This is a genomic window from Geobacter hydrogenophilus, assembly GCF_018501225.1.
GTDB classification, from domain to species: Bacteria; Desulfobacterota; Desulfuromonadia; order Geobacterales; family Geobacteraceae; genus Geobacter; species Geobacter hydrogenophilus.
The window spans coordinates 204,335-223,341 of sequence record NZ_JAHCZI010000001.1 but is presented as its reverse complement, the minus strand read 5'-3'; the positions used below and the strand labels follow the sequence as shown (position 1 = coordinate 223,341).

16 protein-coding genes are annotated in these 19,007 nt (G+C 61.7%); 10 read left to right on the top strand and 6 right to left on the bottom strand.

All coding sequences use genetic code 11. The annotated features are described in order from the left end of the window. Nucleotides 1-38: 38 nt before the first annotated feature. The 7 genes from feoB to KI811_RS00985 all read left to right on the top strand — a co-directional run bounded on the left by feoB (nt 39) and on the right by KI811_RS00985 (nt 7,533). Complete coding sequence (feoB, locus tag KI811_RS01010; protein WP_214184627.1) at nt 39-2,030, top strand: ferrous iron transport protein B; 1,992 nt, start codon at nt 39-41, stop codon at nt 2,028-2,030. Further along, nucleotides 2,027-2,209 (top strand): hypothetical protein, encoded by a 183-nt coding sequence (locus tag KI811_RS18495; protein ID WP_246551213.1) that lies wholly within the window; start codon nt 2,027-2,029, stop codon nt 2,207-2,209. Before feoB ends, KI811_RS18495 begins: the two co-directional genes overlap by 4 nt. 41 nt (nt 2,210-2,250) lie before the next feature. Further along, entirely contained in the window at nt 2,251-2,895 is a 645-nt protein-coding gene (locus KI811_RS01005) for a metal-dependent transcriptional regulator (RefSeq protein WP_214184626.1), read from the top strand. Nucleotides 2,896-3,236: 341 nt separating this feature from the next. Continuing rightward, the gene (locus tag KI811_RS01000; protein WP_214184625.1) at nt 3,237-4,277 is read left to right on the top strand and encodes an energy-coupling factor ABC transporter permease; all 1,041 of its coding nucleotides are present in this window, start codon (nt 3,237-3,239) and stop codon (nt 4,275-4,277) included. 39 nt (nt 4,278-4,316) lie between these two features. Further along, the gene (gene cbiQ / locus KI811_RS00995) at nt 4,317-5,129 is read left to right on the top strand and encodes a cobalt ECF transporter T component CbiQ (RefSeq protein WP_214184624.1); all 813 of its coding nucleotides are present in this window, start codon (nt 4,317-4,319) and stop codon (nt 5,127-5,129) included. Then, entirely contained in the window at nt 5,126-5,890 is a 765-nt protein-coding gene (locus KI811_RS00990; RefSeq protein WP_214184623.1) for an energy-coupling factor ABC transporter ATP-binding protein, read from the top strand. The genes cbiQ and KI811_RS00990 overlap by 4 nt, the downstream gene beginning before the upstream one ends. 32 nt (nt 5,891-5,922) lie before the next feature. After that, a complete protein-coding gene (locus KI811_RS00985; RefSeq protein ID WP_214184622.1) occupies nt 5,923-7,533 on the top strand; it encodes an alginate export family protein in 1,611 nt (536 codons plus the stop codon). A gap of 39 nt (nt 7,534-7,572) precedes the next feature. On the opposite strand, the gene KI811_RS00980 is transcribed toward KI811_RS00985, so the two are convergent. The 6 genes from KI811_RS00980 to KI811_RS00955 are packed head-to-tail and all read right to left on the bottom strand — an operon-like array spanning nt 7,573 to nt 15,619. After that, on the bottom strand, nt 7,573-8,274 hold the full coding sequence (locus KI811_RS00980; protein ID WP_214184621.1) for a response regulator: 702 nt from the start codon (nt 8,272-8,274) through the stop codon (nt 7,573-7,575). A gap of 10 nt (nt 8,275-8,284) precedes the next feature. Further along, nucleotides 8,285-10,951, bottom strand: coding sequence for a sensor histidine kinase (locus KI811_RS00975; protein ID WP_214184620.1), 2,667 nt, complete (start codon nt 10,949-10,951; stop codon nt 8,285-8,287). After that, nucleotides 10,948-11,517 (bottom strand): potassium-transporting ATPase subunit KdpC, encoded by a 570-nt coding sequence (kdpC, locus tag KI811_RS00970; RefSeq protein ID WP_214184619.1) that lies wholly within the window; start codon nt 11,515-11,517, stop codon nt 10,948-10,950. The genes KI811_RS00975 and kdpC overlap by 4 nt, the downstream gene beginning before the upstream one ends. Nucleotides 11,518-11,531: 14 nt before the next feature. Further along, the gene (gene kdpB / locus KI811_RS00965) at nt 11,532-13,601 is read right to left on the bottom strand and encodes a potassium-transporting ATPase subunit KdpB (protein ID WP_214184618.1); all 2,070 of its coding nucleotides are present in this window, start codon (nt 13,599-13,601) and stop codon (nt 11,532-11,534) included. Between the two features lie 3 nt (nt 13,602-13,604). Then, the gene (kdpA, locus tag KI811_RS00960; protein ID WP_214184617.1) at nt 13,605-15,365 is read right to left on the bottom strand and encodes a potassium-transporting ATPase subunit KdpA; all 1,761 of its coding nucleotides are present in this window, start codon (nt 15,363-15,365) and stop codon (nt 13,605-13,607) included. After that, entirely contained in the window at nt 15,362-15,619 is a 258-nt protein-coding gene (locus KI811_RS00955; RefSeq protein WP_214184616.1) for a hypothetical protein, read from the bottom strand. The genes kdpA and KI811_RS00955 overlap by 4 nt, the downstream gene beginning before the upstream one ends. Before the next feature lie 249 nt (nt 15,620-15,868). Here KI811_RS00955 and KI811_RS00950 point away from each other — a divergent pair, with 249 nt between their 5' ends. The 3 genes from KI811_RS00950 to KI811_RS00940 all read left to right on the top strand — a co-directional run bounded on the left by KI811_RS00950 (nt 15,869) and on the right by KI811_RS00940 (nt 18,945). Continuing rightward, nucleotides 15,869-16,342 carry a cytochrome P460 family protein gene (locus KI811_RS00950; RefSeq protein WP_214184615.1) on the top strand — a complete coding sequence of 158 codons (474 nt, stop codon included), beginning with the start codon at nt 15,869-15,871 and terminating at the stop codon, nt 16,340-16,342. Between the two features lie 175 nt (nt 16,343-16,517). Next, nucleotides 16,518-16,913, top strand: coding sequence for a response regulator (locus KI811_RS00945; protein WP_214184614.1), 396 nt, complete (start codon nt 16,518-16,520; stop codon nt 16,911-16,913). Nucleotides 16,914-17,067: 154 nt separating this feature from the next. Continuing rightward, a complete protein-coding gene (locus tag KI811_RS00940) occupies nt 17,068-18,945 on the top strand; it encodes a methyl-accepting chemotaxis protein (protein WP_214184613.1) in 1,878 nt (625 codons plus the stop codon). Nucleotides 18,946-19,007: the final 62 nt, after the last annotated feature.

Here is a 19,007-nt window from a genome sequence, read left to right as displayed (position 1 = left end):
AATATCAATAACAATATTTCATGAAGGAGTAACCATAGATGGGAATATTCAAGCGCAAACGCTCCGGCCACGACAGCGCTGCCGCACCGGCTGCGGGAGGGAAGAGGGTGGCCTTGGTGGGGAACCCCAACGTGGGGAAAAGTGTCCTCTTCAATGCCCTTACCGGCGCCTACGTGGCGGTTTCCAACTATCCCGGCACGTCGGTCGAGGTGTCCCGCGGCTCCACCACCATTGAGGGGGAGCCGTACGAGATTATCGATACCCCCGGCATGTACTCCATCCTCCCCATAACCGAGGAAGAGCGGGTTGCGCGGGAGATCCTCCTGAACGAGCGGCCCGACGTGGTCCTCCATGTCCTCGATGCCCGGAACCTGGAGCGGATGCTGGCCATGACCATACAGCTCGTGGAGGCGGGGCTCCCGGTGATCCTGGTGGTGAACATCATGGACGAAGCCGAGCGGATGGGGCTTGCCATCGACATACCGCTCCTTCATGAGAAACTGGGGATTCCGGTCATCGGCGCCGCCACGGCCAAAAAGCGGGGGCTCCTCGAGATCCGGCAGGCCATTGCCTCCTACGACGCGAGCCGCCACGCGACGTTTGGTTACAGCCGTCGCATGGAGGGGGATATCACCGCCCTTGCCGAGCTTTTGCACGGCGACTACACCCTGTCGAAGAAGTCCCTGGCGCTCCTGCTGCTCCAGCGGGACGAGGAGATCGCACGGCTCGTGGCAGAGAAGGAAGGGGAACGTGCATCATTCATTGCCGAACGGGTGAAGGAGAAGACCTTCGAGCGGCGTGAGTCGTTCCACCTGGATCTTTCAATGGAGCGCAAGGGGATCGTGAAGGGGCTTCTGGAGGGGGTCATCGCGTTTCCCGACAAGCGGAGGATCACCTTTGGCGAGCGGCTCTCCTCCTGGGCGGTTCACCCGATTACCGGCGTTCCGCTCCTGTTCGTCGCTCTCTATTACGGGCTCTACCAGTTCGTCGGCGTTTTCGGGGCCGGCACCCTGGTGGATTTCCTGGAGGGAACCCTCTTCGAGAAATATTTCAACCCGTGGATCACAGGGGTAGTCAAGGGGATCGTGCCGTGGGAGGTTATTCAGGAGCTGTTCGTGGGAGAGTACGGCGTCATCACCCTAGGGCTGCGGTACGCCGTGGGGATCATCCTTCCCATCGTCGCCACCTTCTTCCTCTTCTTCTCGCTCCTTGAGGACAGCGGCTACTTTCCGCGGCTCGCCCTGCTCGTGGACCGGCTCTTCAAGAAGATCGGCCTCACGGGGCGGGCGGTGATTCCCATGGTCCTCGGCTTCGGCTGCGACACCATGGCCACCATGGTTACCCGGACCCTGGAAACGGTGCGGGAGCGGATCATCGCCACGGTGCTCCTGGCCCTGGCAATCCCCTGTTCTGCCCAGCTGGGGGTCATCATGGCGCTCCTCTCCAAGACGCCGGGTGCCCTGGCGGTGTGGAGCGTCTGCCTGCTCGTTATCTTCCTGGTGATCGGGCTCCTGGCGGCCCGGATCATGCCGGGCGAGACCCCCATGTTCTACATGGAGCTCCCCCCCATGCGGCTCCCCCAGTTCTCCAACGTCATGACCAAGACCTACACCCGGATGCAGTGGTACTTCATGGAGATACTCCCCCTCTTCATCCTGGCCTCGGTGCTTTTGTGGCTCGGCAAGATCACCCATTTCTTCGAGAAGCTCGTGGCGTGGATGGAGCCGGTCATGGCGTCCCTCGGGCTTCCGAAAGAGGCGGCGGTGGCCTTCATCTTCGGGTTCTTCCGCCGCGACTACGGGGCAGCCGGCCTCTACGACCTCCAGGATAAGGGGCTCATGGCGCCGCGGCAGCTGGTGGTGGCGGCGGTTACCCTCACCCTTTTCGTCCCCTGCGTGGCCCAGTTCCTCATGATGAAAAAGGAGAGGGGCCTTGCAAACGCTACCATTATTGCGGTGTTCGTCTCCTTTGTAGCCTTCGGGAGCGGCTACCTGCTGAACCAACTCCTCCTTGTGACGGGGATTGTATGATCCGCTGCGGCTTCTGCGGTCATGAGTTCCCCGAGGACGAGGGGATCAGGGGGTGCGGCCGGTGCGGGAAGCCATGCCGGTCCGTGCGCTGCCCGAAGTGTTTCTACGAGAACCCTCCCGAGCCGAAAGTGATAAAGGCGTTGAAGGGGATTCTGAAAAAAGACGGGAAAACGCGATAAAATCAAACTGTCACCATGTGTGAATCGATAAAGGAGAAACCATGAAACTGTCCGAAAAAGCGGAAGAGATCCTCGAAGCCCTCTGGATAGCCTGCGAGGAGGAGGGGAAGCCCCACCTCGACACGGAGACAATTACGGTTGCGCCTGACGACCCCGCTTACAAAGAACTGGCTTCCCTGGCCTTTATCGAGGTGCGGGATGGCCGCGTCTACCTGCGGCCCGAGGGGAAAGACGAGGGAATGCGGACAGTGCGGCGCCACCGGCTCGCCGAGCGCCTCATGATGGATGTGCTCAACATCCGCGGTGACAGCGCCGAGGCCAAGGCGTGCGAGTTCGAGCACCTGCTCCACGAGGAGGTGGACGCCAAGGTCTGCACCATGCTCAACCATCCGACCACCTGCCCCCACGGCAAGCCCATCCCCCCTGGCGACTGCTGCGATACTGCCAAAAAAAGCGGCGATCTCGGCGTCGTTCCCCTGACCGAGCTCAAGGCGGGGGAGGAGGGGGACATCGCCTACATCCTCACCGAGGACGACACCAAGATGCGCAAGCTCATGGCCATGGGGGTCCTGCCGGGGAACCGGATCAACCTCATGCAGACCTTCCCGTCATACATCTTCCGGATCGGCTACTCCGAATTTGCCATCGACACCGCTCTTGCCCGGGAGATCCATGTGCGGAAGTAGTCGGAGGGGCGACACATGACCCTGGAGAGGCCGGGCTGATGTGTGACCCGGCCTTTTTTGTGATGCTGGCGAATCCCTGTTTGGGCTCGGTTCTTGCTGGATCACGTTTGGAATAAGCATCTGAAACGCAGAGCGGCGGAGTAGCGAAGAGTAGTCTGAAGGTTGAACGCCTTGAAATCCAGGGAGTAATAGCACCTTCTGGATTTATCAATCGCTCCGTCACGGTGTTTACTGCAACTGTCGTTTTCGGGGCAATTGACACGTTAGGATCTTTTTTGTTGTCCGGCAGTGTTACTGATGATAAGAATCGTAACACGAACGACTCATGATGGAGGTTCGTCATGCATATGGCGGATGCACTCATTTCACCGGCGGTAGGCGCCGTGCTCTGGACAGCAACGGCCGGGACCATCGCCTGCTGCGCACGGAAGGTGCGCCAGAACCTCGACGAGCGGAAAGTACCGCTCATGGGGGTTCTGGGGGCCTTTGTCTTTGCCGCCCAGATGATCAACTTCACCATTCCGGGAACCGGTTCCAGCGGCCACCTGGGGGGAGGGCTCCTGCTGGCGGTTCTCCTCGGTCCCCATGCGGCGTTTCTTACCATCGCATCGGTCCTCGTGGTTCAGGCCCTGTTCTTTGCCGACGGGGGACTCCTGGCCCTCGGGTGCAACATCTTCAACCTGGGGTTTTTCCCCGCCTTCATCGCCTATCCCCTCGTTTACCGCGCCATCGCCCCTGCCGGTTCCAGCCAGGGACGAAGAACCGCCGCATCGCTTGCGGCTGCGGTTGCAGGGCTTCAGCTCGGCGCTTTTTCGGTGGTGCTGGAGACGGTAGTGTCGGGAATCTCGGCTCTCCCCTTTTCCTCCTTCGTGCTCCTGATGCAGCCGATACATCTGGCCATCGGCATTGTGGAAGGGCTCGTCACCGCAGCCGTGGTCGGTTTCATGGCCAAAGCCCATCCGGAAATCATCGGGGCCGCGCCCCGGTCCGTGAGAGGCGACGTGGGATTCAGGCAGGTGGTGGTTTCACTTCTCGCTGTGGCAACGATTATCGCTGGCGTAGTCTCCTGGTGCGCGTCCGGGAAACCTGACGGCCTGGAGTGGGCTATTGCGAGTGTCGCCGGCAAGGGAGAGCTGAAGTCACCGACTGATGGGGTCCATGGAGGTCTTGCAACTCTCCAGAACAAGATTGCGTTTTTCCCCGAGTACTCTTTTCCCAAGCCGGCCGGACAGGGGGCCAAGGAGGCGGCGGCCCTGAGAGACGCCCCGGCAGAGGGTGAGGGGAGGCTTGGCACGTCGGTATCCGGGATAGTCGGCGGAGGCCTGACCCTGGCGGTCGCCTTCCTCATCGGCTTCTTGCTCCGTCGTCGCGTTGCATCGTGATTTCGCGGCGATCGCTCCATCTGTTCGCTTTTCCAACCCATGGCACACATTGAAACGGCACTCCGCGATCTGAACCGACTCGACCTCCTGGCCGGCGGCGATTCGGCCATCCACCGGCTCGATCCCCGGGCGAAGGTCCTCGTGACCCTTGTCTATATTGTGTCGGTGGTTTCCTTCGGCCGCTATGAGGTTTCGGGCCTCATCCCCTTTGCGATCTTTCCGCTGGTGATGGTTGCCGTGAGCGGACTCCCTCCGGGGATTGTGGTCCGCAAGCTCCTGGTGGTCCTTCCCTTTGCCGCCCTGGTGGGGCTCTTCAATCCGCTGTTCGACCGGGAGCCGCTCCTCTCTTTCGGCTCCCTGGCGGTGTCCGGGGGATGGGTGTCGTTCGTGTCGATCATCCTCCGTGCCGCGCTTACGGTTGGGGGCGCGGTGGTGCTTGTGGCCGTGACCGGCTTCGCCGGGGTCTGCCGGGCGCTTCAACGGTTCGGAGTTCCCCGGGCTTTCGTGGTGCAGCTTCTCTTCCTCTACCGCTACATCTTCGTCCTTGGGGACGAGGGGATACGGATGTCCCGAGCCAGGGAACTGCGTTCCTTCGCCGGGCGAGGGATGGGGCTCAGGGCCTACGGCTCCCTGCTGGGGAGTCTCCTCCTGCGCACCTGGGACCGGGCCGAGCGGATCCACATGGCCATGCTTTCCCGTGGGTTCCAGGGGGAGTTTCATGCCCGGCGCGAGAGCTCTTTCGGACGGCGCGAGATGGCCTTTACGGCAGGGTGGTGTTTCCTCTTCATGCTACTGCGCTTCGTCAACGTGCCGCGCCTGATCGGTGTGCTGGTAACGGGAGTCTTCCGATGAGTCACCATATCGTTGAGGTCAAGGACCTTCGCCACTCCTATCCCGACGGAACCGAGGCCCTGCGGGGGGTTTCCTTCACGATTCACCACGGAGAATCGGTGGCGGTGATCGGCGCCAACGGGGCCGGGAAATCGACACTCCTCCTCCATCTCAACGGGTATCTCCCTCCAACCGCGGGGGAGGTCCGGATCGGCGATACCCCGGTGGTCCGTACAACCCTCAATGAGGTGCGGCGAACCGTGGGAATGGTTTTCCAGGACCCGGACGACCAGCTTTTCATGCCGACGGTGGGAGAGGACGTGGCCTTCGGCCCCCTCAACCTGGGGCTTCCTCCCGGGGAAGTGGAGCGGCGGGTAGAGGAATCCCTTGCCCGGGTCGGCGCCGGGCACCTGCGGGACAAGCCCCCCTATCGGCTCTCAGGGGGGGAGAAGAAGCGGGCCGCCATAGCCACGGTCCTCTCCATGTCGCCGGATATCCTGGTCATGGACGAGCCGACGGCGGGGCTTGATCCCTTTGCCCGGCGCCAGCTCATGGGGCTTCTCCGGGAGTTCAGGCATACGAAGATATTCACGAGCCACGATCTGGACATGGTGCTGGAGCTCTGTGAGCGGACCATCGTCCTCAAGGAGGGGCTGGTGGCCGCCGACGGGCCGCCACGGGAGATTTTCCGCAATGCCGAGCTCCTTGCCGCCTGCCACCTGGAGCCCCCCTTTTCCATGCAGGGGTGTCCGGTCTGCGGTAATAAGGGCTGCCAGCGCTGATCTCGTAAATTGATGGAAAGGAAGCTTTGTTAATGGGAAGAACTCTACTTCTCGCATCCCTGATTTTCAGCACTCTCTGCGGGAATCCCGCCTTTGCTGCTGGCGGTGATCAGCAGATTCCCGAGCAAGTGACGGTCAGCCATTGGTCCTGCAAACAAATAGGGGAACTGGCGAAAAAATACGATGCCGAAAAAAAGCTCCCGGATACGGTACTGGTGGAAGGAAAGCCCATTTCCAGAGCCGAATTGGCAAAATATTTTCTCTACGTCATTGAAAAGGTCGTAACACAGTGTGACATAGTGGGAAAAGACGCGGTGAAGAGGGAGGACCTGGACCAGATCGCGACCCTGCACGAGTCGTTGAAGGATGAACTGACGAAGTACGAAGGATACCTGACGCGTCGGGGGGCGATAGAGGAGATCCTCGCCAAGCCCGAGGTGCCGGAGTTCGAGTACAAGGTTGGCGTCAATGGCTTTCTGCGGGGAGAAGGTGTTGGTAACTTCCGGCTTGCCGATTTCAGCTATGCCCCCGGCCACGGCGAGGGGCGCTTCCTCTACCGGGTGAAGCCGTACGCCTACTGGCATCCGACCGATTACCTCGACCTGCACGTGGAGGGGCAAGGGTTCGGTTTCAGGGGGGGGAGCCAGGAATACAACAGGTTTTCCCTTTATCAAGGCTTTGTCGAAGGGAAAATGCCGGGCTCCGAGCTGTTGGCTCTCAAGGCCGGGCGCCAGGAATTCGTGTACGGCAGCGCCTTTATCCTGGGGAGTGATGCGTTCATGGATGGCCTCACGTTCGATGCGCTCAGGCTGCGGGCGAGGCCCCTGGAGAAACTGACGGTGGATCTCCTGGGCGGATGGTATGCACCTCCCTTCTCCGAAGGAAGAAAGGGGACCCTGGCAGGGGGGTATGCCACGTGGACCTTTGCGGAAGGGAACGCCATCGAGGCGTACGGTTTCCGGGACACCGGCTCCGGGGACCATCACGTGGGCGAACACCGTACCACCTGGGGCCTGCGGGGAACGGTAACTCTGGGCCCCGCAACCCTTGAGATCGAACCGGTCTACCAGAGCGGGCGTCTCTTTAACCCGAATACCGGGGGAAACGAGAGCATCCAGGCCTACGGGGGGCATGCGGACCTGAGCGTGGATACCTCGGTGGCCGGTTTCCACAACCACTTTTTCTTGAGCTACGCCCTTGGTTCCGGCGACGGCGAAGCGGCCACGGGCGTTTCGTCCCGGAGGGAGCTCAGCACCCCCACCAACGATTCGCCGCTGTTCGGCGACATGAAAGTCATCGGCGGCTTCGGTGCCGATGTCGGCGGCCACCATGCCAGCGGCCTCCAGATCTACACCCTCGGGTGGGGGGCCGACCTCACGAAGGAGCTGAACTTTTCCGCCACAGGGCGCTACTTTCTTGCCAACCACGTGGAGGAGGGATTCAGCCGAAGCATCGGCCTGGAGACCGATTTCACGCTCACCTGGGCCATGAGCGGCAACCTCTCGGTCATCGCCGGCTACGATCACTTCTTTAGCGGCAAATTCTTCCGCGATGCCTCCGGAAATGGAAACGACATCCACTACGGCTACCTGATGCTCCAGTTCGACCTGGTACATCAGAAGGCGAAGGCTCCGGCAAGATAGTTGATGCAAGAAGGAGGCGGTAAAGCTCCCGTCGGAATATCAACTGCCGTCGCACCGGAGACGGTAGCCGACTCCGGGTTCGGTGAGGATGTGGCGCGGGCGGGAGGGGTCCTTTTCTATTTTGCGGCGAAGATTGCTGATGTTCACCCGTAGCACGTGGGGTTGCTCGAGGTGCGAGACCCCCCATATCTGCCGGAGAATCTGGCTGTGGGTGAGGACCTTTCCCGCATGGATCACCAGCAGGCGCAGCAGCTCGTATTCGGTGGGGGTGAGCTGGATCTCGCCGCCATCGACCGTGACCCGCCGGTGTGCCAGATCCACCTCCAGGTCTGCGGAACGGAAGACAGGTTCCGGAGTCTGCTGCAAGGCGCGCCGCAGTGCCGCGCGAATCCGGGCCACAAGCTCCGCGACGCCGAATGGCTTGGTCAGGTAGTCGTCTGCCCCGGCATCCAGCGCAGCCACCTTGTCGTCCTCGCGCTCCCGCACGGAAAGGACGATGATCGGCACCTGCGACCATTCCCGTATCCGTTGGATGACCCCAACCCCGTCCATATCCGGCAGTCCCAGGTCGAGGAGGATCACGTCCGGCTTTGTTGCAACCGCTGCCGCCAGGGCGGCATGGCCGTCTTCCGCCTGGTGGAGGGAAAACTCCCCGGTATCGAGGGCGGTGCAGAGGAAGCGCCGTATCGCCAGCTCGTCATCGACTATGAGTATCCTCGGCAGACGGTTTTCCTTCGTCATTCCTTTTCCCCTATTTGATCGGCAACGTGACGATTACTCTCAATCCGCCACGGGCCCGGTTTTCGGCCCGGATGGCGCCGCCGTGCGCCTCGACAAACCCCTTGCAGATGGAGAGACCAAGGCCTGTCCCCCGTGATCCTTCCGGGACCGGGATCCGGTAGAACTTGTCGAATACCCTCTTCAGGTCCTGTTCGGGAATGCCGGGGCCGTGGTCGGCCACCTCCATGCCGAGCCTTCCGTCATCCACGCGAGCCGATATTTCTATGCCGCTCTCGGGCGGCGAGTACTTTAACGCATTATCAAGCAGATTCACCAGCACCTGGGTCATCATGACCATGTCCATCCTGACCATCGGCAGGTCGGTGGGGAGAAGAACATCGACCCTTCGTCCTCCGATCCGCCGTTCAAGGGCTGCCAGAGCACATCCGACCAGGTCCTGAATATCGCACAGCTCCCGCTTCAGCTTGATCGCCCCTGCCTCCAGGCGGGTCATGTCGAGAAGATTGCCGACGAAACGGTTCAGCCGCTCCGCCTCTTCCCTTGCGGTGTCAAGAAGCTCCATCCGGGCCTCGTTGGCCAGGGTATGCACCTTTTCGCGCAGGGTGTCCAGGGCGCCGGTTATGGAGACGAGGGGCGTGCGCAAGTCGTGGGAAATGGAGTTGAGGAGTGCCCGCTCCAGGGTTTCCCGGGCCTGGAGGATCTGGGCCTGTTCGGCCTGCCGGGAGAGCTGGACCCGCTCCAGCGCCATGGCGGTCTGGGTGACAAAGGCGTCGAGAAGCCGGCGGATCTGGGTAGACCGATAATCGGCAACGTTTTTCAGCCTGACCCCCAGCACCCCGAGGATATTCCCCGATGTCTGGAGCGGAAGATAAAGGAGACCTGCCGAGATGAGTGTTTCGGTCCCCTGTCCCGCCGGTTGACGGTTGCGAAACGCCCAGTCGGCCACTGCCATCTCCTTTACGTCGGGTTTGAGCCCTTTGCTCGCGGCAGCGACTTCGAGCCGATCCCCTTTGGGGAGGAGCACGGTAGATCCGGCTGCAAGTGACTCGCCGATGTTTCTGACTACGACCTGCACGAGGGTTTCGATATCGGCAACGGCGGCCAGGTCGCGGCTCAGATAGTAGAGGGACGCGGTCTGCACCTCCCGTTCCCGCACGGCTTCGGCCCGTTCACGCACCTTGGAGACGAGGGAACTGATGACAACCCCCACAGTGAAGAGCGCTGCAAAGGTGATCAGGTACTGGGTATCTACTACGGCAAAGGTCAGGCGTGGCGGTACGAAGAAAAAGTCGAATGCCAGGACACCCAGAAAGGCCGTGAGGATTGCCGGCTTCAGGCCGAGTCGCAGTGCGGCCAGAACCACCGCCAGCAGGTAGACCATGACCATGTTGGTCGGCGCGAGGAAGGGGCGAACGAGGAGGCAGGCGAAGGTAGCCGTGGCGACGAGGGCCAGGCTCGCCATGTATCCGGTGAGGGAAAACGGCCTTCTCTGCCTCGGGATTGCCGGTCCCTTTTGAGCTTCGGCCGGTTCGAAGCTGACCACATGGACATCGATGGCGCCGCTCAGGCGGATGATCTGGTCGACGAGGGGAAGGCGCAGGAACTCGCGCCAGCGCGATTTTGCCGGCTTGCCGACAACAATCTGGGTTATGTTGTGGCGGCGGGCATAGTCGATGACCGCCGCCGCCACCGACGTGGCGCTCACCGTGGCAACCTGGGCGCCGAGGCTTTCGGCCAGGCGGAGATCCTTCCAGACCCGTTCCCGGTTTTCCTGCTCGTGCCTCCCGTCGCCGGGAGTCTCCACGTAGACCGTGAACCAGGGGGCCTTCAACTCGTCCGCAAGGCGGCGGGTGGTGCGGATCAGCCGCTCGCTGTACGGACTGCCGCTGACGCTCACCAGGAGCCGCTCGGCCGCCGGCCAGGGCCCCGGAATGGCCCGCGACTCCATGTAGGCCCGCATCTCCTCGTCAACCCGGGAGGCGGCACGGCGAAGCGACAACTCCCGCAGGGCGATCAGGTTGCCGGGCCGGAAGAATTTTTCAGCGGCAAATGCCGCCTGCTCCGGCACGTAGACCTTCCCCTCGCGCAGGCGCTGCAGGAGATCCTCCGGCGGGATGTCCACGAGCCGGATCTCTGCCGCCTGGTCCAGGAGGCTGTCGGGGACGGTCTCCCGCACGGCGATGCCGGTGATCTGCACAACCACGTCGTTCAGACTCTCGAAGTGCTGGACGTTGACCGTGGTGTAGACATCGATGCCGGCCGCCAGGAGCTCCTCCACATCCTGCCAGCGCTTCTCATGCCGCGAACCGGGGGCGTTGGTGTGGGCCAGTTCATCCACCAGGGCGATCCGGGGCCTGCGGGCCAGCACCGCATCCACATCCACCTCGCGAAGCGTGACCCCCTGGTACTCGATGCGTGCCGGGGGGATGATCTCCATCCCTTCGAGAAGCGCATCGGTTTCGGTCCGGCCGTGGGACTCCACATACGCGGCCACCACGTCCCGGCCTTCCCCTTTCCGCTGGCGGCCATCCTCCAGCATGGCGTAGGTCTTCCCGACTCCGGCCGCATAGCCGAGGAAGATCTTCAGCCTTCCCCGTTCCGCCTGAGCCGCTTCCTCCTGGGCGAGCCTCAAAAACGCCTCCGGCGAAGGGCGTCTATCGTCGTCGATATCGGTCATGGGACCAACCTATCCAAGGCCAGATTCAGCATAAGCACATTCACCCGCGGATTTCCGAGAATTCCGAATTGACGGTCTTCGGCGTGGGCCGATACAAGCCTCTTCAGTTCGTCCGCCTTCATTCCCCGCGCCCTGGCAACACGTGGAATCTGCACGTTCGCCGCTTCCGGCGAAATATGGGGGTCAAGGCCGCTGGCCGAGGCCTGAATCAGATCGGTCGGGATCTCGCCGGAAACGCCAGCATCCTTGAACGCCTTGACCCGGTCGGCCACTTTCTTCAGGTAGTCGGGATTGGTGGGGCCGGCATTGGAGCCGCCGGAGCCCATGGGGTTGTAACCGAAGTCAGTGGTTGCCGAGGGCCGGGACCAGAAATACTTCGGATCGGAGAAGGGTTGACCGATGAGTGCCGACCCGATCTCGCGCCCGCTTCTATCGGTGACGAAGCTCCCTGTGGCCTCCTTCGGAAATACGGCCTGGGCAATCCCGGTCACTACCGCCGGATAGATGCCGCCGCAGATGATGGTAAAGACGACTGCCATCAGGAGAGCAGGTTTTATATCGTTCATGGTTTTCCCCTTCCTTACGCAAACATTCCGATCATCAGGTCGATTCCCTTGATCCCCACGAACGGTGCGATGATCCCTCCGGCCCCGTAGATGAGGAGGTTATGGATCAGGAGCTTTTCGGCCGGCATGGGGCGGAACTTGGTTCCCCTGAGGGCCAGCGGTACCAGGAGCGGGATGATGATCGCGTTGAAGATGACCGCCGAGAGAATCGCGCTCAGGGGGGTGGCCAGGTGCATGATGTTCAGCACTTCCAACTGGGGATAGATGGAGAGGAGCATGGCCGGGATGATGGCAAAGTACTTGGCCACGTCGTTGGAGATGCTGAAGGTGGTCAGGTTCCCCCGGGTCATGAGAATCTGTTTCCCCACCTCGACGATGTCCAGCAGCTTGGTGGGGTTGCTGTCCAGGTCGATGATGTTGGCCGCCTCCCGGGCAGGCTGGGTGCCGGTGTTCATGGCAACCGCCACATCCGCCTGGGCCAGGGCCGGGGCGTCGTTGGTGCCATCGCCGGTCATGGCCACCATGTAGCCGGCCTCCTGGTTTTCCTTGATCAGGCGCAGCTTGTCCTCCGGCCTGGCCTGGGCAAGGAAATCGTCCACCTGGGCCTCGGCCGCGATGGCGGCAGCGGTGAGGGGGTTGTCACCGGTGATCATCACGGTCTTGATCCCCATGCTCCGCAACTGCTGAAACCTCTCCTGGATACCACCCTTGATGATGTCCTTCAGGTTTACCACTCCGAGGATCTCGGCGTCGCAACTGACCACGAGCGGAGTTGCCCCGGCCCGGGCAATCCTGTCGACCACATCCGTCAGTTCGCCGGGGATGGCCCTTGCGCCCAGCGTTCTGACGAAGGCAACCGTCGAGTCGGCAGCCCCTTTGCGGTATCGGTTGCCGCCCGTGTTGACGCCGGACAGGCGGGTTTCGGCGCTGAAGGCGATGGTTTCTGCATCGGGGGGGAGCGCGTCACCTTTCAGACCGTGCTTCTGCTTCGCAAGTGCCACAATGCTCCGCCCTTCAGGGGTCTCGTCGGTGAGCGACGCCATCAGGGCCGCCTCGGCCAGTTCCTGTTCGCTGTGGCCGCCGACCGGGACAAAAGCCACCGCCTCACGGTTACCGAGGGTGATGGTGCCGGTTTTGTCCAGGAGGAGCACGTTCACGTCGCCGGCCGCCTCGATGGCCCGCCCCGACAATGCGATGACGTTTTTCTGGAACAGCCGGTCCATGCCGGCGATGCCGATGGCGGGCAGGAGCGCGGCTATGGTGGTGGGTGCCAGGCAGACGAACAGGGCCGTCAGGACGGTCAGCGATACCGGGGACCCCTGGCCGGCGGCCTTGACGCTGTACATGGAGAGGGGGCTGATGTTGGCGCAGACCAGGAGGAAAACCAGCGTCAGGGCGATCAGGAGCACCTCCAGGGCGATCTCGTTGGGGGTCTTGCGCCGCTTGGCCCCCTCGATCAGGGAGATCATCCGGTCCAGGAAGGTCTCCCCCGGATTGGCGGTGATCCTGACGATGATCGAGTTGGCGATGACCGTGGTGCCGCCGGTGACCGCGCTCCGGTCGCCCCCCGATTCGCGCACCACCGGGGCCGATTCGCCGGTCACTGCCGACTCGTTCACCAGGGCCGCCCCGGCCACCACGTCACCGTCGCCGGCGATCAACTCTCCCGCCTCAACCAGGATGAAATCATCCTTGCGGAGTTGGTTGGCGCCCACGGTGGTGAAGGCGCTCGTGAAGTCAGGCTTGGCGAGCCGCTTGGCGGTCACGTCGGTGCGGGTCTTCCGCAAGCTGGCTGCCCGGGCCTTGCCGCGCCCCTCGGCCAGGGCCTCGGCAAAGGTGGAGAAGATGACCGTCAGCCAGAGCCAGACCGATACCAGACCGGTGAACCAGGCCGGCTCCCTGTTGGCGCCGGTAAGCGACATCACAAAGGTTGCCAGCGTGATGACGCTGGCGATCTCCACGCAGAACATGACCGGGTTGCGCCACAGTTGGCGGGGATCGAGCTTTTTGAAGGATTCGATCAGCGCGGGTTTCATGATCCGGCTGTCGAAGATGGAAATCGGTTCGGGCTTGTGTATCGACATGGATTATTTACCTCCCAGCATGGTCAGATGCTCGACGATCGGGCCAAGCGACAGGGCCGGGAAAAAGGTCAGGGCGCCGACGATCAGGATCACCAGCGTGAGCCAGAGGGCAAAGGGGACCTTGTCGGTGGGAAGCGTCCCCAGGCTGGGGGGGACGTACTTCTTCTCCGCCAGGGAACCGGCCATGGCGAGCACCGCGACGGCCGGGACAAAGCGCCCGACCAGCATGGCCAGGGAACCCAGGATGTTGTAGAAATTGACGTTGGCGCTCAGCCCGGCAAAGGCGCTGCCGTTGTTGTTGGCCATGGAGGCGAAGGCGTACAGCACCTCGGACAGGCCATGGGAGCCGGGGTTGGCCATGGAGGCCACGGCCTTTGGCGTGATCATGGCGATGCCGGAAAGGATCAGCACCACAACCCCTGCGGCCAGGACCGTGATGATCGACATCCACATCTCGCACACCTCGATCTTCTTCCCCAGAAACTCCGGCGTCCTACCGATCATCAGTCCCGCCACGAAGACGGCGATAACCGCGAAGGCGAGCATGGTGTAGAGCCCGGAGCCGACCCCGCCGGGAGCGATTTCGCCCAGCAGTATCAGGCCCAGGGGGATCATGCCGCCGAGGGGGGTGAGGGAGTCATGCATGGTTGCGACTGCGCCGCAGGATGTACCGGTGGTTGCCACGCTGAAGAGGTTCGTGCCGGCCAGACCGAAGCGGACCTCCTTTCCCTCCATGTTGACGCCGTGGACGCCCAGCTTGGCCACGAGGGGGTTGCCGCCCGTTTCCGCGCCTTGCAGCACCGCAAAGGAGATCGCCATGATCAGGACCATCACCCCCAGGATCGCCCATCCCTGGCGGGTGTTTCCCACCATGACGCCAAAGGTGGAGGTGAGGGCGAACGGGATGAGGAGGATCAGAAAAATCTCCACCATGTGGGAAAGGGGCGTTGGGTTCTCGTAGGGGTGTGCCGAGTTGGCGTTGAAGAAGCCTCCGCCGTTGGTCCCCAGTTCCTTGATCGCTTCCTGGGAGGCGACCGGCCCCATGGGGATGGTGACCTCTTTGACAGTCACGCGCGCGGTGACCGGATTCCCCTTGGCGTCCGCCGTGGGCTTGTCGTAGGTGATGGGCTGGACCAGGGGGACTGTCTTGTAGTTGCTGAAGTTCTGGGTCACCCCCTGAGAAACCAGGACGAGGGCGCTGACGAGGGTAATGGGCAGGAGGACATAGAGGGTGCAGCGGGTCATGTCGACCCAGAAATTGCCCAGCATCGAGGTCCTGCGCCGGGCAAAGCCCCGTATCACCGCGATCGCCACGGCAATACCGGTGGCGGCGGAGACGAAGTTGTGCACCGCCAGCCCCACCATCTGGGTGAAGTAGCTGGCCGCCGATTCACCGCTGTAGGCTTGCCAGTTGGTGTTGGTAACGAAACTGATAGCGGTGTTGAGCGCCAGTTGCCAGGTGAAGGCCGGGAACTTCTGCGGGTTGAGCGGCAGCAGGTGCTGCAGCATCAGGATGGCGAAGAGCGACACGAAGAGCGCCAGATTGAAAAGGAGCACGGCGGCGGCGTACCGCTTCCAGTCCATCTCCTCGTCCCGTTTCACTCCGCAGACCCGGAAGAGGAGGTTCTCACAGGGGGCAAGGACCGGCGACAGCATGGTGCGCTCCCCCTGGAAGACCTTGGCCATGAAGGCCCCCAGCGGCTTCACTGCGGCCAAGAGGAGAACGAGAAAGAGGATTGTTTGCAGCCATTCGTACTGGGTCATGATTTGGTCTCCGTTTCGGATGCCAACGTACCTATTTTACCTGCTGATCGTATTAGTGAAAGGGGAGTAGGCCGATTGCGGACTTCCCACCGTTGTTCACGTTCGTTGAAATAGAGCGTATCTCCCGGTTTGACCTGTGGCGGCGCGATGGTCGTAGAATCTGACGGCAGGATAGGTGTTCCCATTCCGGGGTCATCGGTGAAATCTTCTCCAAGGTAAACACCGGTTTGAGTATCAAAACGATAGATCTTCATGGAAATTACCTCCCTCCACTTGAGCCCGAAAGATTCTTCCCTGGTGTTAGATTAGTCCATCCCGCATAAAGGAGGTCTCAATATGCCGCTGATAGACATCAAGAAACCATCAAGACTCAATGTCTTCATCAAGGGGTGAATACACGCCTCCGTTGTTCTTGACGCCCGCGGGGAGATGGGCGAAAATGGCCGGGCATTCCGCAGCCACGAAGGGTGGCAGATGAGATTGAGCACGGGAGGAGTAAATCGATGACAAGATTGGCAGGCGTAACGGCGGTAGCAGCCATTCTGGCTGCTTCGGCCGCTTTTGCGGCAGAGAAGGTGGCGCTCCCCAAGGGATACGAAAAGTGGGAGAAGAGTTCGGAGAAGGTGATTAACGACAAGACGTCCCTTTTCTACGGCATCCACAACATCTATGTGGACAAGAAGACGATGTCCGCCTACAAGAAGGGGGGCGCGTACCCGGAAGGGAGCCGTTTCGTGGTGGTGCAGTACACCATCAGGAACGAGGGGGGAAAGCCGGTCAAGGGGAAGAAGAGCATGGTCGTCCTCATGACGAAGGACAAGAAGCAGGCCACCACCGGAGGCTGGCTCTTTGCCGGCTTTACGCCGGAGGGGAAACCCTCGGGGATCGACCCGGTGAAAAACTGCTTCGAATGCCACCAGAAGGAGGCCAAGGATCGGGATTTCGTCATTTCCCGGTACGCTGACTTCAAAAAATAGAGATCTTCACGCAGCAATCCTGCTTGAAAACACGCAAAAGCGCCACGGGCAACCGTGGCGCTTTTGCGTTTGAAAACGGGAGGTGCCGGGGTGCTCCATTATTTTTTTCTCAACTATCGGCACAAGTGGCCGATAAGCAATCTGGGTACCTTGTGTGCGAAAGGAGAGGGAAGTAATGAAGACGCTGATTGTCGAGGATGATTTCATATCCCGCAAAATCATGAAGGAGCTGATCACTCCCCTGGGCGAGTGCGATATCGCCACTGACGGCGAAGAGGCCGTGAAGGCTTTCCGGCTTGCCCATGAGGAAAAGCGCCCCTATGACTTGGTCTGCATGGATATCATGATGCCCAATCTTGATGGCCACGGCGCCCTGGAACGCATGAGGGAGCTTGAGCGGGAACTGGGGATTGCATGCGCCAACGAGGTGAGGGTCATCATGACCACCGCCCTCGACGACCCGAAGAACGTCGTTGATGCATTGTACCGGGGCGGGGCAACCTCGTACCTGGTGAAGCCCATCACCAGGCAGAAGCTGTTGAAGGAGATTCGAAGCCACGGTCTCGTGTAGCGGCGGCGAGATCAGGAATTCCCTGATGCCATAAGCTTTTGCTAAAGATATCCAGCTCCCTGACGATAGTGTAAACAGATTGCGATTCCCTACAGTTAGCGAAGCCGATTCCGGTTGCGCCGGCTGTTCTTCCCAGAACAAAGGTGGTCCCTCCGTGACATTAGCATTCTTGCGCAGGTTCAGGCCAGATCCGGATCAGTCCGAAGCAGCGATTGACGCTTCATCTCCCCTGTCGGCAAACCAGGCTCTCTCCGCACAGTTCGAGGCGTGGCACCAGCAGCTCCTGAGCATCGGCGGCCGGCTTGCCCTTTTCAACGGCTCCACCGAAGAGGAGTTCCTTGCCATCGGCGCCCGTCTCCACGACTTCTACGGCCGGGCCGGGGAGATCGAGGGGATGTCCCGCCAGGTGGCGGACCTGATCCTGGGCGACGAAATCAGCCGCGACATGGCGGCGCTCCACGGCATCGTCGACCGGATTGCCGACTACCTCACCCGCGCCGAGGCAGAAAGCGACCAGAGCGCCACCACCCTCAAGACGATACTTTCCCACATCAGCCATGTCGACGAGCCCCTGGACGGGTTCCGGAAAATAATCAAGAACCTTCACATGCTGAGCACCGCGGTCAAGATCGAAAGCGCCCGGCTCGGCGAGGGGGCCGCGGGGTTCAACACTCTGGCCGATGACGTGGAGCGGCTTTCGGTCTCCATAAAAGAAAAGTCCGTCGCCATCCTGGGCGAGAGGGAAACTCTGTCAGCCAGGATCGGCGGGACCCTTGCACGAGTCACCGCGTCGGAAGCGGAGCAGAGAAAAAACGTCCATCAGATCCTCGACAAGACCCGCGAGAGCCTCGACACCCTGGCCGAGATCCATGGCCGCTGCTCCGAAGCGGTCGGCATCGTCACGTCATCCTCTGCCGAAACCGCTGAGAGCATCGCCGAAGTGGTCACCTCGCTCCAGTTCCATGACATCACCCGCCAGCAGATCGAGCACGTCAAGGAGGCCCTTGACGACCTGGTCCCGAATCTTGCTGGCCAGGCCGCCGATCCGGTGAAGGGGGCCGGCGAGGTGGCTGATGTCTGCGAGCTCCAGGAGGCCCAGCTGCGCCACGCCCGGGATGAGCTTTCATCCGCCGTGGTGCGGATCGTGGAGAATCTTCGGGCCATCGCCCGCCAGCAGACTCGCCTGTCGGATGAAACCCGCGTCATGGCCGGAACCGCCGACCAGGCCGGGAGTTCTTTTTTCGCCGACATGGAGAGCGGCATGGGGCGGGTGACCGACGTCCTCTCCGACAACGCCGCGGCCAACCGGAACCTGGCGTCGGCCATGGAGACGGTCGTGGCTTCGGTGCGGGACATTGCCGGCTTTGTCACCGACATTGAGGAGATCGGTTCCGAGATCGAGCTCATCGCTCTCAACTCCCAGGTAAAGGCCGCCAATACCGGCGAGGGGGGAGCCGCCCTCGGTGTTCTTGCCGAGGCGATTCAGCACCTGTCGGTGGATGCCCGGGCACGGACCGGCGCCGTTTCCGACACCCTCAGGAAGGTCACTGAAGTGACCGAAAGCCTGAGCCGCGAAATCGACACCGATGTCAGCGTCATTGCGGAAGAGGTGGATGGCTTCATCGGCGAGATCCGCAGTCTCGTCGGGTCAGTCCGGGGCGTCAACGAGCGCCTCCTCGACCTCCTCTGCCGGCTCGATTCTGCGGTCCAGTCCCTCTCCCACGACATTGACCAGGCCACGGCGGTGATGACCGTTCACGAAACTTCGGCTGCGCTCATTGATGAGGTGCTGGCTGAGATCAATGGCGTCGTGGGTGCTGTGCGCCCCTTTGCGCCCGCTACGACGGCACATGCCAAAGAGCTGCGGCTGCGGGAGCTGGCCGAACGGTATACTATGCACAGCGAACGGAAGGTTCACGATGCAATGATCTCCGGGAATGGCGCCAGAGTCGAGCCGATGCCGGCTCTGTTTGCCGCGTCCGCGGGCGTGGCCGACGACGACGGGCTTGGCGACAATGTGGAGCTGTTTTGAAGACCTGGACCGGGGACCGGTAACGGCTAAGCTTAAAAACGCGAGCCTTGCAAGGAGAGATA

Excerpts from the sequence above, each read along its gene's own strand:
- kdpB (WP_214184618.1), bottom strand. The coding sequence starts at position 13,601 with ATGTCGATACACAAGCCCGAACCGATTTCCATCTTCGACAGCCGGATC.
- cbiQ (WP_214184624.1), top strand. The coding sequence starts at position 4,317 with ATGGCACACATTGAAACGGCACTCCGCGATCTGAACCGACTCGACCTC.
- KI811_RS00945 (WP_214184614.1), top strand. The coding sequence starts at position 16,518 with ATGAAGACGCTGATTGTCGAGGATGATTTCATATCCCGCAAAATCATG.
- KI811_RS00985 (WP_214184622.1), top strand. The coding sequence starts at position 5,923 with ATGGGAAGAACTCTACTTCTCGCATCCCTGATTTTCAGCACTCTCTGC.
- KI811_RS00980 (WP_214184621.1), bottom strand. The coding sequence starts at position 8,274 with ATGACGAAGGAAAACCGTCTGCCGAGGATACTCATAGTCGATGACGAG.
- KI811_RS00975 (WP_214184620.1), bottom strand. The coding sequence starts at position 10,951 with ATGACCGATATCGACGACGATAGACGCCCTTCGCCGGAGGCGTTTTTG.
- KI811_RS01000 (WP_214184625.1), top strand. The coding sequence starts at position 3,237 with ATGCATATGGCGGATGCACTCATTTCACCGGCGGTAGGCGCCGTGCTC.
- KI811_RS18495 (WP_246551213.1), top strand. The coding sequence starts at position 2,027 with ATGATCCGCTGCGGCTTCTGCGGTCATGAGTTCCCCGAGGACGAGGGG.
- kdpA (WP_214184617.1), bottom strand. The coding sequence starts at position 15,365 with ATGACCCAGTACGAATGGCTGCAAACAATCCTCTTTCTCGTTCTCCTC.
- KI811_RS00990 (WP_214184623.1), top strand. The coding sequence starts at position 5,126 with ATGAGTCACCATATCGTTGAGGTCAAGGACCTTCGCCACTCCTATCCC.
- KI811_RS00950 (WP_214184615.1), top strand. The coding sequence starts at position 15,869 with ATGACAAGATTGGCAGGCGTAACGGCGGTAGCAGCCATTCTGGCTGCT.
- KI811_RS00955 (WP_214184616.1), bottom strand. The coding sequence starts at position 15,619 with ATGAAGATCTATCGTTTTGATACTCAAACCGGTGTTTACCTTGGAGAA.
- KI811_RS01005 (WP_214184626.1), top strand. The coding sequence starts at position 2,251 with ATGAAACTGTCCGAAAAAGCGGAAGAGATCCTCGAAGCCCTCTGGATA.
- kdpC (WP_214184619.1), bottom strand. The coding sequence starts at position 11,517 with ATGAACGATATAAAACCTGCTCTCCTGATGGCAGTCGTCTTTACCATC.
- feoB (WP_214184627.1), top strand. The coding sequence starts at position 39 with ATGGGAATATTCAAGCGCAAACGCTCCGGCCACGACAGCGCTGCCGCA.